The 13,704-nt window shown below is 48.3% G+C and carries 11 protein-coding genes; 7 read left to right on the forward strand and 4 right to left on the reverse strand.

Translation table 11 applies throughout. From position 1 onward, the window contains the following. Positions 1-32 precede the first annotated feature (32 nt). Positions 33-1,754, forward strand: coding sequence for a hypothetical protein (locus tag MPF33_01680; protein ID MCI2413953.1), 1,722 nt, complete (start codon positions 33-35; stop codon positions 1,752-1,754). Here MPF33_01680 and MPF33_01685 read toward each other — a convergent pair. Both MPF33_01685 and MPF33_01690 read right to left on the reverse strand, forming a co-directional pair. Beyond that, entirely contained in the window at positions 1,732-3,072 is a 1,341-nt protein-coding gene (locus tag MPF33_01685; protein MCI2413954.1) for a DUF711 family protein, read from the reverse strand. The two genes, MPF33_01680 and MPF33_01685, sit on opposite strands and share 23 nt — an antisense overlap. 32 nt (positions 3,073-3,104) lie before the next feature. Further along, complete coding sequence (locus MPF33_01690; protein MCI2413955.1) at positions 3,105-3,377, reverse strand: ACT domain-containing protein; 273 nt, start codon at positions 3,375-3,377, stop codon at positions 3,105-3,107. A 62-nt stretch (positions 3,378-3,439) separates the two neighbouring features. On the opposite strand from MPF33_01690, the gene MPF33_01695 reads away from it, so the two are divergent. Further along, complete coding sequence (locus MPF33_01695) at positions 3,440-4,903, forward strand: carboxypeptidase M32 (GenBank protein ID MCI2413956.1); 1,464 nt, start codon at positions 3,440-3,442, stop codon at positions 4,901-4,903. A gap of 210 nt (positions 4,904-5,113) precedes the next feature. On the opposite strand, the gene MPF33_01700 is transcribed toward MPF33_01695, so the two are convergent. Continuing rightward, positions 5,114-5,275: a hypothetical protein gene (locus tag MPF33_01700; GenBank protein MCI2413957.1), complete on the reverse strand. Its 162-nt coding sequence runs from the start codon at positions 5,273-5,275 to the stop codon at positions 5,114-5,116. 159 nt (positions 5,276-5,434) lie between these two features. Between MPF33_01700 and MPF33_01705 the strand changes: the two genes are divergently transcribed. After that, positions 5,435-5,830 (forward strand): hypothetical protein, encoded by a 396-nt coding sequence (locus tag MPF33_01705; protein MCI2413958.1) that lies wholly within the window; start codon positions 5,435-5,437, stop codon positions 5,828-5,830. Between the two features lie 54 nt (positions 5,831-5,884). Next, positions 5,885-6,634: a ParA family protein gene (locus MPF33_01710; protein MCI2413959.1), complete on the forward strand. Its 750-nt coding sequence runs from the start codon at positions 5,885-5,887 to the stop codon at positions 6,632-6,634. On the opposite strand, the gene MPF33_01715 is transcribed toward MPF33_01710, so the two are convergent. Next, entirely contained in the window at positions 6,618-10,064 is a 3,447-nt protein-coding gene (locus tag MPF33_01715; GenBank protein ID MCI2413960.1) for an MMPL family transporter, read from the reverse strand. The two genes, MPF33_01710 and MPF33_01715, sit on opposite strands and share 17 nt — an antisense overlap. A gap of 130 nt (positions 10,065-10,194) precedes the next feature. Between MPF33_01715 and MPF33_01720 the strand changes: the two genes are divergently transcribed. The 3 genes from MPF33_01720 to MPF33_01730 all read left to right on the forward strand — a co-directional run bounded on the left by MPF33_01720 (position 10,195) and on the right by MPF33_01730 (position 13,687). After that, positions 10,195-11,832: a S9 family peptidase gene (locus tag MPF33_01720; GenBank protein MCI2413961.1), complete on the forward strand. Its 1,638-nt coding sequence runs from the start codon at positions 10,195-10,197 to the stop codon at positions 11,830-11,832. A 117-nt stretch (positions 11,833-11,949) separates the two neighbouring features. Next, entirely contained in the window at positions 11,950-12,873 is a 924-nt protein-coding gene (locus tag MPF33_01725) for an ABC transporter ATP-binding protein (protein MCI2413962.1), read from the forward strand. After that, positions 12,848-13,687, forward strand: a complete 840-nt coding sequence (locus MPF33_01730; protein MCI2413963.1) for an ABC transporter permease — start codon at positions 12,848-12,850, stop codon at positions 13,685-13,687. The genes MPF33_01725 and MPF33_01730 overlap by 26 nt, the downstream gene beginning before the upstream one ends. The last annotated feature ends 17 nt before the right edge of the window (positions 13,688-13,704 follow it).

The following is a 13,704-nucleotide window of genomic DNA, read 5'->3' on the forward strand; positions in this document are numbered from 1 at the left end:
ATTTTTAAGGTAGGCTTGAATTCGGTAACTACGTGAACAAATCAAGCTTGCTTTTATTTAACTTGTCGATTCTCGTATTGGGGCTGGACATGCTGATTTACGTCCAGCCCGATTACCTTAACCTCGGGTTGATAGTCCTAAACCTTGCGTTGCTTACGATAAGCGGAATTCTGCCATTTATACGCTTAGAAAGGATTTCGAGGTACTACTATCTTGTCATTTTCGTCGAGTACGTAGTCCTTTTGCCTGTTCTCTTTGACCTCTACCTCGCTCCAAGAGGTGCTTTAGTGGACTATGCCTTTCTTCTTTTTTACTACTCAGTACTCCTTGTAGGCTACTTGATAAAAAGGGAGGCAGAGAGCGTTCTCCTAGCGTTCCTTGCGTTCACGTTTCTGGTAGTTCACTTCGCGTTCTTTGGAACCGACGAGATCGCCATTGACTTCTACTCCGCTTACAACTTTATCCACGGGATCGACCCATACATCCCCTCCTCAACTGCCTGCCTATATACGTGGACAAGGAACTACGACCCGTCCTTCAACGAGTACTACTTTGGGACTCCCCTAACGACGGGTGGAATGGTGACAAACTTAGGTTACCCGGCGTTGTCCTTCATCCTGGAAGTACCTTCCGTTCTCCTCCGTTTCCCCCCAACTTACACGCTCTTTGCCTTTTACTTGCTAACAGTTTTCGCTATATACGCCAAGTTCCGGAGAACAGGGGTCTTCACGGCAATGATGCCAGGTATCCTCGCTAACCCCAATTTCGCCTATTATCCTGCAGGTGGAGTAACGGATATAGTATGGGTATTCTTTGTCGTCCTCTCTTTAATTGTCTCGGACGCTAAGTTAAAGGGAGTGCTCTACGGGCTTGCCGTGTCGTTTAAGCAAACCCCTTGGATACTCCTCCCCTTTTTCCTACTCCACTTGAAAAGGGAAGGAAAAAGCGTCGTCGACTTTTTCCTTTACTCGTTACTTGTGTTTCTAATTAGCAACGGATATTTCATAGCGGTATCGCCGGTTCTCTACTTCAAGGACGTTCTATCTCCAGTTACTTCACCTATCTTGGGGATAGGGTTTGGGCCATCGATTTTGGCTTTCAACGGTTTCTTTTACGTTTCCAGGAACTTTTTTACGCTCGCAGTCTTGGTAGTCATGATAACAGAAATCTATCTCTTCATTAAGAATTACAAGTACTTCAGGGATAAGTGGATCCTTTTCCCCTACTTCGCGTTTTTCCTCATGTACAGAGTCCTGTGGAATTACTTGATGTACTGGCCTTGGCTGGGTTTTGTGCAACAGGGCGAATTGGGTGAATCTAAGGCAAGAGAAAGGGCAACGGCAAAGGAGGTACTCTTGCCAGTAGCCCTAAGCGTGATGATACTGGCAGGAGCTTTTGTCTACATTCACTACAGCAGTTCCAACTACTTCGACTCGATAAAGGTCGACGTTTTAAAGGTAGTGTACCAAGGGGACTATGTATCGTGTATCGTGGTAAACGTTAGTTATAACCCAGGCAACGGGATGCCAGATCCAATATACCCCCAATTTAGGGCTTTGACGTTCTCCCCTATGCCATCAGCAAACGGCTACCTCTTTATGTATAACGACTCGCCAATCTATGACGGGTGGAAGTTAATGGTACTACGCTCGCCTCCAGGCTACAGTATCCCTAAGGGAGTGGGGTTCCAGCTCCAGGTTTATTACGGGAACTTGCTGAGCGTTGCGTACTTTACCCCATCTCAAGTCTCTTAATACCGTTTGGCATGTGACCGGCCAGACTGATGAACTTGGATACGTCAATGTCCTTTAGCTTCATCACCACTACCCTTCCTAGTAGACCTCCTAAGTCAACGTACTCTCCTGGGTTGGCGTCAAGGGGTATAACTCTCACCCCTAGTATCTTGTTCAGCATTGTTCCCATGGCGAGCACGTCTAAAATGAGGCCTATTACTTTGTCCTTTCCTTGCCTCTTGCTCACCCCTACCATGTCTATCCCCGAATTGCACACCGAGGACAACGCGAGTAAGGTAAAGAAGTCTATAGACCCTTCTATAGCCCTCTCTGCCATCACCGAGTCCTCGCTCACTGGTATAAACGCGCTACTTAGCCCTCCAACGGAGGAGGTAGCCATCGAGCCTCCCTTCTTAACAGCGTCCATCATAAGGGCGAGGGCAGCCACAGACCCGTGGCCACCCACCCTTTCGATCCCCATTGCCTCTATTATGGAGGCAACGCTGTCCCCTACCTTAGGCGACGGTGCAACTGAAAGGTCAACTGCCCCGAAGCTGACTCCCATCTCCTTTGCAACGCTCCTACCTATGAGCTCCCCAAGTCTAGTTATTTTGAACGACGCCTTCTTGATGACTTCGTAAAGCTCCACGAAGCTCTTAGGCGACGTTGCCCTTATTGCGCTCTCTATAACTCCTGGTCCGCTTATTGCCACGTTAACTAGGGCGTCCGGTAGCCCTTCCCCGTGGTGCGCTGAGGGCACGAAGGGAGAGTCCTTTGGGGAGTTAGCTAGGATGGAGGTCCTAGCTGAGGCGTCAGCCTTCATGGCGAAAATCTGATCCACGAACAGCTTTACCGCCTCCACGTTCACGCCGTCCATGGTCGAAGCAGCGTTTATCGCTCCCGTGAGCCTCTTGGTGGAGTTTAGGGCAGAGGACATGGAGTCCAAGAGAACCTTTGCACCCCTACTAAGCCCCCTTTCTGCGTGTGCAGAGTATCCGCTAATGTAGTCTATCAAGTTCCTCTCAGCTATCTCGTCAAGCTTCTTTGCCAACTCTACCCCGAAGTCCTCCTTACTTATCGCTTCCAGAAAGTACTGAGCAGGGGACACCGAGACCCTCCTCGTCACTACCCTTATACCGTATTTTTCCTCTACCTTGTATACTGCGTCCACAAACCTAGAGGCGATCTCGTTCACTTTCTCCAGTTTCCTCAGTACCTTCTCCTTCTCATCGGAGACCGCAAACAAGGTGTTTACGCTTAGCGTCACAGACCTTATGTCTAAGTCTTGCTCGTTTAGCATTTTCACTACTTCCACGATTTCCTCGGCGTCGTACTTCATGAGGTCTTTCTAAGGTTGTGAAAGTAAAAAACTTAAATCCTTTCCATGAACTGGAAGACCTCCCCGTGGTACACTAGGACTTCGACCCCCAGCTCCTTTCCCCTCTGCTGTAACTCCTCCCTCAGCTTCCCTAGGCTCACAGTGCTCTTAGACATGTCAACTATCATGATCATAGAGAAGAGGCCTCTCAACACTGTCTGTGAAATGTCAACTATGTTGACGTTTCTCTCAGCCAGTTTGCTGGAGATCCCTGCTACTATTCCTGGCCGGTCAGTTCCTATTACAACCACTACAGCAGGCTCCACAGGAGATAGACGTGAAAGGAGTAAAAAAACTCGCTTAAATCCTTGAAGTTAAAGTTAAGTTTATGGACGCGAAAGAAGTGTTGGAAAAGATTTTAAGGGAGTACAGAAGAGCGTGGAGCATAGCGTACGCTAGATCCCTACTTGCGTGGGACCTAGAGACTTACATGCCTCAGGAAGGGGTGAGGGCCAGGGGCGAGGCGTTGGCCAACCTCTCTACCTTGTATAGGGAGAAGGTTATGGCCATCGAGAGGGACGTTGAGGGACTGAAGGACGAGGACCTTGACGATTTTGGGCGGGGAGTTAAGAGAGTTCTAGGCAGGGAAATTAAGTACTTTAGGGCCGTGCCTCCAGAAATAGACGAGGAACTGAACAGGACGACGAGCGAAGCTGAAGTGGCGTGGAGGAAGGCTAAAAAGGAGGGTAAATTCTCAGAGTTTAGGCCTTATCTCGAGAAGATCGTGGATTTAGAGAGAAAGGTTGCAGAGAGTCTTGGATATGAGGGCCACCCTTACAACGCGTTGCTCGACCTCTACGAGGAGGGCCTAACGGTAAACGACGTCGACAGCGTTTTTTCTTATCTTCTGCCTGAGTTAAAACACGTCTTAGAGAAGGTCAGATCTGAGGGCAGGTTCCCAAGTAAGCACGAACTCGAGGACGTGGAGTACAAGGTAGAGGACATGGAGAAGGTAAACCGCGAGGTTATAGGAATGTTGGAAATGCCAATGACCAAGTTCAGGCTTGACGTGTCGCCACATCCTTTCACAATAAGGATCTCGGCAGACGACGTTAGGATAACAACAAGGTACGAGGGCAAGGACTTTAGGTCCACTATGTTTTCCGTTATCCATGAGAGCGGACACGCCATGTACGAACTCATGATCGACAAGTCCCTGGACGTTACGCCTTTAGGCCAGGGCGTCTCCTCTGGTATCCACGAGTCCCAGTCAAGGTTTTGGGAGAACATAATAGGAAGGAGTAGGGAGTTCGTCCACCTCGTTTACCCAATACTGAAGAGGCACCTAAAGTTCTTAACGCAGGACGAGGAGGAGCTCTACAAGTACTTCAACGTGGTGAGGCCCAGCCTGATAAGGGTGGATGCAGACGAGCTCACGTACAACTTCCACATAGCGGTAAGGTATGAGGTAGAGAAGAAGCTCATTGCGGGGGAAATGTCAACCTCAGACGTCCCGTCAATGTGGGACGACTTCATGGACAAGTACCTGGGCGTAAGGCCTAACAACGACTCTGAGGGAGCCCTGCAGGACATTCACTGGTCTCAGGGATCGTTTGGTTACTTCCCCACCTACACCATCGGAAACGTGGTAGCCGGCATCTTGTACCACCACTTTCCAGTAAAGGAAAAGGTGAGAGATGGGAAGCTCAACGAGGTCAAAGAGTACTTAAGGGAAAAGGTGTGCAAGTACGGGGCCACCTATCCTCCCAAGGAGCTTCTGAGGAAGTCGTTCAGAGAAGGGTATAACCCAAAGTACCTAGTGGACCACTTAAGGGAGAAATACCTAGCGTGACCATTTTTCCCTTCTGTCCTCATCAACGATTGCATAGCTTTTACATATCTCGAATCCTTGGACTTTTTCGCACTCTTCAAAAGCCCCGTCTATGTACATGGTAATATTTTTGTTCAGTAAGGTTTAAAAGAGTTATTACACATTAAATTGTTTAAACCTATAAAAACTTTGACCTGAAGAATAAACTAAAAATAAAAGATATAAAAGTTTCTAAAAAGGTTTAAACTCCAGTGGGCTAGATAGGGGGCTCTCTCTGTCTAGTACGCACGCTATTAGGCTACACTTCTCTTTGCCATCCTCTATACTACACTCGAATAGGCCGTAGTTGGTGTGGCATTTGTCAGTTCTCATCACAGTGTAGAATTTGTTCATAGGTCTACAATTATGTAGACTAATATATAAACTTTTTTATTGAACAAGTTTTAGTGAAAACTAAATAATATAAAACTATTCAAAAGACAATTATCCATTGACGACAAAAAAGGAATTAAACGTAGATAAGTATAAAGCAAAGTGTTTCTCATATATAGTATGGGCATCTTTAAGAAAGAGAGAACTTACTCACCAGTAAAAGACCTAAACGCAGTCGTGAGTCAGTTCGTGCAATACCTACAGAGCCAAGGCTTTAAAGTGCAACAGAAGATTGAGGGCGACAAGGCAGTGATACAGGCACAGAAGGGAGGCATATTGAGGGACTTAATAGCCGCAGACAGGGCGTTGACGTTCACTTTCGAGAACAACCCAGATGGACTAAAAATCACAACCGGTGTAGGCAAGTGGATTCAGAACATAGCCGTTACCGCGATTGAGGTGTTGTTAATAAGCGAGCTGTTTCTAGCAGTAGACGTACCGGAAATGCTTTGGACTTCTCACGTCGAGTCTAACATTCTAAAAGAGCTAGACAAGATCGTAAGTTCTACATCATGATTTTATTTTAATTTTTGTGTCATTTTTAAGCTAGAGAACATGAGGATATCCATAGTGAGCGCAAAGGGCGGAGTAGGTAAGTCAACTATATCTTTACTTCTGGGGAAGGCGCTAGCAGAGCTAGGGGATGACGTCTTAATCATTGACAGGGATCCACTTGCTTACGTTTCTAACGTTTTCGGGGTAAGAGGTCAAGGAATAATTCAAAGCGTGATGGAAGGCAAACCCCCCAGAGATTACGTTAAGATTGTGGGGAATTTGACCATCTTAAAGTGTTTTGGCCAGGGGCCTAGATACGTAGTTGACTTAGAAAAGCTATCTAAATCGCGAGAGCTGCTAGATAGGGCGTGTAATACTTACTTGGACGCAGTGCTTCAAAAGGACTATAAGTTCTACATCGTAGATAATCCTTCTTTGGTGCTCGTTGAAGACCCGATAGTGGAAATGGAGTTAAACACCTTCTTAAAGGCAAAGCCGAAAGAGAGCGTTGTAAGGATTTACGTTACTGACCCAATAGATTACACTATAAAGCTGACGCTAGAATACCTTGATAAAGTGGAGGAAAGCAAGCCAATAGGTAAGCCTTACGCACTTATAATTAACCTCGTTCCTCCGTTTAAAGACGTTCTAGAAAGCACGGAGTTAAAGTTGAAGGGTATAATTTCTGAAAAGGGCTTTGAGGAAGGGGCCGTCATACCGTTTAGCGAAGAATTATTTAATTTGTCATCCGCAGACGTGGAGGTTCCAAATGAAGTAAAAAGACTTGCCTTAAAAATAAGGGAAAAGGCTAGACGATCATCTTAGGCCTTATCTTGAACGCCTTGTAGAGTATTATAAGCAAAGACGGTGCCAGGAAGTACCACAACACCGAGGTCTCCAGGATGGCAGCCACTGCCAGAGCGAACCCTATCTCTTGGAGGATAGCAGCGTTGACGAGCATTAGGGACCCCATTGTCCCTGCGAATATTAGTCCCAGGAAGAGAATTGTCCTACCTATCGACTTCCTCGTTATTTCAACGGCCTCTTCCATGCCCTTTCCCTTGTCCAGTTCCTCGTGAACTCTAGCCACCAAGAAGATGTTGTAGTCCATACCAATTCCTATTATTATTGCCACCAAGAACAGCGGGACTATGGCGAATATTGAGTAGCCTAGCTCGGTAAATATAAGCCTCTCAAGCCCTAAGGTTATTGCGACAGCTGACATTATGGTAAAGATAATTACTCCAGATACCGAGAACGACCTAGTCATGACCACAAGGATTACGTACATTGTGATTGTGAGGAGCAGGAAGATCTCCGCGAAGTCCATGTTTACAAAGTTCAGTATGTCGTAGGCGTCTACTGGTCCGCCTCCCACGTAACCTCCCTTGCCCACAGCTGAGAGCACTTGTTTTACTACGCTGAACGCGTTGTTGGAGAAGGGCGGATATTTCTGATTTACCACAAACAGCATGTACCCATCCGCCAAGTAATTGGTGTAGTTATACCCTGTTAAGTTTTGGTAAGGCACTAGTGAGCCCAAGGGGGACACTGGAGAGTTTACAGCTGTTACCCCCTGTATTGAGGAGAGCTTCTCGTAAAGCGAGACGGCGTAGTTGTAGGTACTTAAGTTAAACGTTCCGTTTATCGGTACTACTACGTATATCGGGAACACGTTATCTGTTGTGAACTGTTGGCTCAGTATGTTAACCCCTTGCGTTGTCTGGTTTGGAGGGAGGAGGTCTAGTACGTTGAAGGTAAGTGGCGTGCTCACGGCGTATATCGCTAAGACCACTACTACAGCTGCTACTATCCCTACGGTAAGCCCCGGTCTAGATACCTTTGACTCTCCCCTATTGTTCTTCTTTGTGAACTTCCTGGGGAAGAACAGTTTGTCCCCAAGGGCTGAGAGCACTGACGTGTAAAGGGTTATCGACGCTACCCACACCACGAGGACTGCCAGCATCTCGGCTAAGGCTGTGTCGGAGAAGAACGGGACGTTATAAACGTAGAGGAACAGGAAGGAGAGCATGACGACTAGGGCAGTGATAGTGACAGCCCTACCGCCCCACTTCACCGCCTCCTCCACTGCCTCTTCCTTGCTCAGTCCTTTCTCCCTCTCTTCTATGTACCTGCCAGAGATGAAGACCACGTAGTCTGTACCCAACCCCAACGCGAGGAGTAGCACTTGGCTTGGCGTTAAGAAGTCCACCGTTATGTGGAGTAGCTTGATGACCACAGCGTAAATTACCACGGACGAGGCGAGGTAGGCTGCCAAGTAAGTCCCCAATGGGGCAAACGCCGCGGTTATGGATCTAAAGTAAATCCCCGCTAGGATTATGGCCAAGGCTATACCAACGGGAATTGCGATGGAGAAGGCAGAGTTGGCAAGGTTCTTAAGTGAGTGGGATATTGGTTCTGACCCGGTAAGGTAGGTGCTCAAGTGGGTTACGTTCTTGACGTAACTTTCGAGGTTCTCCGCCTCCTTGTACGTGAAGTTGCCCTTCAGCACTAGGATGTAAAAGCTAGAGGAATAGAGGTCCTTGGTGACGTTCAAGTTCGGCTGTATTGGGAAGAGGTTTTCAGCTATGAGCTCGTTAACCACTTTCTGGACGCTCGAGTTGGTGGTGAGCATTGAGTAGAGTACTTGTTTTAACTCTACCTTGTCCACAGTTATTAGGGGGGTAGAGTTTACAACGTTAGAGATTAGGGTTGAAGACATGTTTGAAGCCCTGTCCCAAGTGGCGTTTATGAGGTAAACGGAGAGCTCCTTGGGCGTTATGTTGGACCTATTGAGCAGGAAACCGAGCTTTCCAAGCTTAGAGGAAACTAGGTACGCAGTTAAGTTGCCGTAGTCGTGGGACGTGGCCATGCTGACCAGGAACCACGCAGGTATAGTTGAGTTTGCCTCCTTTGACGCTACGTAGTTCAAGAACTGCGTGTAAGAGGTGAAGTTCGCTATCTCGGCTACCACTTCAGGGGATACGTTGGACGTATTGCTAACGTATTTCACGGCGAAGCAGAATGGAGTGATGTTCATGTTGTAGTAGACGTCCTCTAGGAACTCTCTTTCCGGCGTGGAGCTAACCTTGCTCTGGAGGATCTGGAGAGAGACGTTAAGGTAATCCGTACTGGAGAAGACCTCGAGGAGCAATGGTATAGAAATCCCGGTCTTCTCGTGGTAGACGCTGAGGACTAAGGACAGCGGGACTGAGCCATTGGTCGTGTAAAGCTCCTCGGCTATGCCCAAGGGTATGTGGTAGGTCTGGTTGAAGTAGGTCGTGACGAACTTCTCGTAAGGGACAGAGGACATGAAGTCGGTCACGTTGAAGAACTTGAACATGGCGTCAACCAGCGCGAGTTCGGTCTCGTTGTCGTAGAAAAACGCGTCGCTTGCCTCGTGCACGCTTTCGTCCGCAACTCCAAACGGGGCAGACTGGTTCTCAGGGAAGGAACTGAGCGTTGCGTAGTTCGTAGTAGAGTTCCAGAAGTGGAAGAACTCTTGGAAGAATTCCCTGGCAATTGGGTTGCTGATGCTCTTGTTAACGTAAGTAAAGGCGTACTCGTTGGATAGAAAGACGTTGTGATAGGTTGGGAGGGTGGAGTTATCGTAAAGCGAGATCCACACCTCAACGAAGTAGTACTGTGCTTGGAACAATAAGGCTGAAAGGTTGCGAACCGAGGAGTTCAGCTCAAGTTCGCCTTCCATTACTTTGGTGAAGGTAGTGACGTTCTCCACCATGCCCTTGTGGAGTTCCGCGACAAGCGTAGAGGTGTTTAGCAGTTCTTGCTTAGCCTCGTAGAAATCCCTCTCAATGGCCCTAGTGGAGTTGCTCAGTTTCTCCAACCCTTGGATACTTGAGTTAAGCTTGATGGACTCGTTCTGGAGCTTTCCTATAACTTCAGTCTCGTTTTGGCCCAGGGCGTAGAGCTGATGACTCAAGTTTAGCGCTGCTGGGTAAACCTTGCTTAGGGAGGAGTTGAGGAGGGCCTTCTCGATTGTGTAGAAGCTCGTCACAGAGATGTTGCCGTAGGAGGTGAGGTTCGAGAGGAAGGAGGAATACCTCGAGGCATTTCCCTCTATAAGGATTATTCCGTTTGCCGCCGAAGCGCCGGATAGCTTGAAGTGAGAGACAAGTTCTTCTGCCTTGTGTGACGTACTCCCGGGTATAGATATAGCCACTTGGTAGCTTACTGATTTAAAAAACAGGGAAGAAAGGGGAGCAGAAAAGACCAGGACTATAACCCAAGCCACGAGAAATACGTACCACTTTCTCGAGACCGCTTTCGCAAGACCGTTAAACACTAGTGGTCAACAGAGTTTTTAAGATATATCTAAATAAGCCTTTCCAAAAGACTTAAAGTCGTAAACACGAGGAGGGTTTATGGACTATAACGACCTCTTTAAGGTAAAGCCTGTATCAAACTACGACGTAAAGGAGGGGAAGGTAGCGCTAGTCGTGGAGGAAAAGAAGCCGGTAGCCTACGTGATGGGAGAGGGAAGGGTCGAGGGAGACTTTTACGTAGACGAGGTTAGTTGGATAGATGCCAAGAGGCTCGCAATAGTGGGAGACCCCAATGGAGGGGAAAAGAGGGAGATATACTTATTTGATGGTGCCTTGGCTCCCATTTTGAAGGACAATTACGACAACTTTTCTCCTTTGTTTCTAGGACAGGATAAGTTCTACTTCCTCTCAAACAGGGAGGGGGAGACGATTCACCTCTACTTATACGAAGGGGGCGAGATAACGAGGATAAGCAAGGGGAAGGAGCCTGTAAGCAACCTTTGCGTCTCAAGTGACGGGAGGAAGGTGGCGTACTCTCAGGGGATTTACGACGACGACGTGCATTTGGTAGACGTTGAAACTTGGGATGAGGAAGTAATAGGGTTCAAGGGGTCAGAGGAAGTGCCAGCCTCTTCCGAGTGTTTTACCTCTGGAGGCGTAATCTTCCTAAGCAACAGGGACAACTTCTTCGACGTGGGAGAGTACAGGGGAGGGAGGATAAGCTGGCTGAGGAAGTCCAGTTGGGACAAGCTAGAGGCCCTCCTCTTTAACGGAGAGCTAGCGTACGTGGAGGACGTAGTAGGAGACTTTAAGCTCATCTTGGGGGAAAGGGAGGTAGTGGGCAAGGGTTACAACAGGGAGCTTAAAGTGGACCAGGGGTACTTGTACTTCCTCGGCTCCTATCACCATCGTTTTACCGACTTGTACAGAGTTGGGAGAGATGGGGTAGTCGAGAGGCTCACCGACTCCATGCAGGGAGTCTCAGGGGACTTCGTGGAACCCCAGAAGGTAAGCTATGAGTCGTTTGACGGGACTACAATACACGCCCTCCTTTACGCTAGGGGCAACGAGGATCGCGGGGTAGTGTACATCCACGGAGGGCCTGACTGGGAGTGCGTCAACTCCTTCTTGCCTACCATACAGTTTTTAGTAAGCAAGGGCTTCAAGGTCATCTGCCCAAACTACAGGGGCTCAACGGGATTTGGGAGGAAGTTTAACCACATGAACGACGGCGACTTGGGAGGAGGAGACCTAAAGGACGTAGTCTTCTCGACGAAAATTCTCGGCGTCAGAAAGGTAGCAATCACCGGTGCCAGCTACGGGGGGTACTTGACCATGATGGCGGTCACAAAGTACCCCGACATCTGGTGTAGGGCCGTGGCTGTGGTGCCTTTCGTTAACTGGTTCACAGAAAAGCAGTTAGAAAGGGAGGTCTTAAAGCAGTACGACGAAGTGAAGATGGGCAACGACCCCGACCTCCTGAGGGATAGGTCGCCTATATTTTTCGTGGACAGGATAAAGACCCCTCTATTGCTCTTAGCTGGGGAAAACGACCCGAGGTGTCCCGCAGAAGAGACGCTTCAAGTGGTGAAGAAGCTAAAGGAGAGAGGGGTGGAGGTGGAGTACACAATATATAAGGACGAGGGACATGGTTTCTCGAAGATTGAGAACTACGTTGAGTCGATAAGGAAAACTGTGGAGTTTATAAGTAAATGCGAGGAGGAAAATACTAGATGAGGAGATGAAAGAACTGAACGGTGAGGAACCGTGTTTCAGCTGATTTTTGAAAAAGTTTTTAACGCGTGATTCCCATCTCACTTTATACGCGTTGTCCGTTCTGTGAGAGGAGAAGAAATGACGATCTCAGTAAAGGGGCTAGTTAAGTACTTCGGAAATAAGGAGGTGTTAAACGGTGTTTCGTTGACGGCGAAAAGGGGAGCAGTAACGGTTGTCTTGGGACCTAACGGTGCAGGTAAGACCACAACCATTAGGATAATAATGACCCTCATCTTCCCTACGAAGGGCGAGGTCTCAATCCTTGATCAAGACCCCTTCAAGGACAAAAAGGTCTTCAAGGAGGTCGGATACGTTCAGGAGTTGCCCAACCTACCGCCTTTCCTTAGCGGTAGGGAACTACTGAGGATGAGCAGTAAAATAAAGGGCGCCAGCAAGGAGGACGTGGACAGGGTACTTAAAATAGTAGGGATGGAGGAGAACGCCGACAAGAAGATAGCCAAGTATAGCAAGGGCATGACTCAGAGGATAGCTATAGCCGAGGCCCTCCTTGGGGACCCAGAAGTGCTGGTAATGGACGAGCCAAACATAGGCACAGACCCGGTGCTCAACTACAACATGAGGGAGACCTTGAAGGAGATGAAGAAAGAGGGAAAGACCATCTTAATGACGACACACGTCTTGGACGACGTGAAGAAGGTGGCTGACAAGGTCTACCTGCTCTACCAAGGTAAGGTGTTCTTCGAGGGCACTCCAGAAGACCTCGTGAAGAAGTTCCTCGGGGTAGTGGTGATAATGGAAACGTCAAACGTAGAAGTGGCGGAAAGATTGCTTAAGGAGTTGGACTACGTCAGGGGCTTTAAGGTCGAAGGGAACAAGCTAGTGATCAGGCTTAGCGAGGATAGGAGGGAGGAGCTAGTACATTACTTGGTGACTTCGGGCGTAAGGATTAGGTCGTTTTACCTCGACCAAGAGCTAGAGGAGGCCTACATATCGGCCCTAAAGGAGGCTGAGAAGGTTGATAGAAAAAATAGTAACATATGAACTAAAGAGGGCAGTGGCGAGGAAGAAGGTCATCACCATAATAGGGATAACGTTACTCTTTGAAGTAGGGGTTTACGTTGCCCTCTCACAAGTGAAGACTCCCAGAATAGAGGCGATCCTGGAGCCCATATCCTCGCTGTTGTGGCTAGTTGGAGTCCTTTTGCCTCAGAGTCTGTTACTGCACTTCATCACAATCTCAATCTCCTCCGGTGCTCTCTCCGAGGAGTACGAACAGGGTACTGTGGACTTCTTCCTCACTAAGCCGATAACGAGGTTGCAGTTCCTCATGGGAAAGTACTTGGGAGGTTTCCTTCTAGTCACGTCAGTGTACGCCTTTATGGTCTTCCTCTCCCTGGTGCTCTCCGAGTCGCTGTTCGGAGCCCAGACAGACCTAGGATACTTGCCAGTAATCTTCCTGACGGTAGAGTTCTCCTCCCTTACGTTCTTCTCCATAGCATTCATGATAGGCGAGGTCTTAAGGAGGAGCAGTCTGGCCTTTCTAATATCGAGCACCGTCCTAATAGGCTCAATACTCATAGGGACGGTCCTCGAGTTCGTGAGCAGGCTGACTGGGTCTTCCCTTTTCACGTCTATAGCGATAGCCCTCCCTGCCTGGGGGGCAGTAGAGCTCCCCTACTTGTACGCCCAAGGTATACCTAACGCCTCACTTATAGTTCAGGCTTTGGAGATCTTTCCTGCGATCTCTGGCACGGAGATAGAGGCTATAGCCTATGTTATACTCTACTCGGGGGTGTCGACAGTGTTGGCCTTCATGAGCTTCCTAAATAGGGACATTCCTAAGAGGGTGAGCTAAAGCTTTTAAACGCTTGT

It is taken from the genome of Candidatus Aramenus sp. CH1, from assembly GCA_022678445.1.
Lineage (GTDB): Archaea > Thermoproteota > Thermoprotei_A > Sulfolobales > Sulfolobaceae > Aramenus.

Excerpts from the sequence above, each read along its gene's own strand:
- MPF33_01685 (MCI2413954.1), bottom strand. The coding sequence starts at position 3,072 with ATGAAGTACGACGCCGAGGAAATCGTGGAAGTAGTGAAAATGCTAAAC.
- MPF33_01695 (MCI2413956.1), top strand. The coding sequence starts at position 3,440 with ATGGACGCGAAAGAAGTGTTGGAAAAGATTTTAAGGGAGTACAGAAGA.
- MPF33_01700 (MCI2413957.1), bottom strand. The coding sequence starts at position 5,275 with ATGAACAAATTCTACACTGTGATGAGAACTGACAAATGCCACACCAAC.
- MPF33_01705 (MCI2413958.1), top strand. The coding sequence starts at position 5,435 with ATGGGCATCTTTAAGAAAGAGAGAACTTACTCACCAGTAAAAGACCTA.
- MPF33_01720 (MCI2413961.1), top strand. The coding sequence starts at position 10,195 with ATGGACTATAACGACCTCTTTAAGGTAAAGCCTGTATCAAACTACGAC.
- MPF33_01725 (MCI2413962.1), top strand. The coding sequence starts at position 11,950 with ATGACGATCTCAGTAAAGGGGCTAGTTAAGTACTTCGGAAATAAGGAG.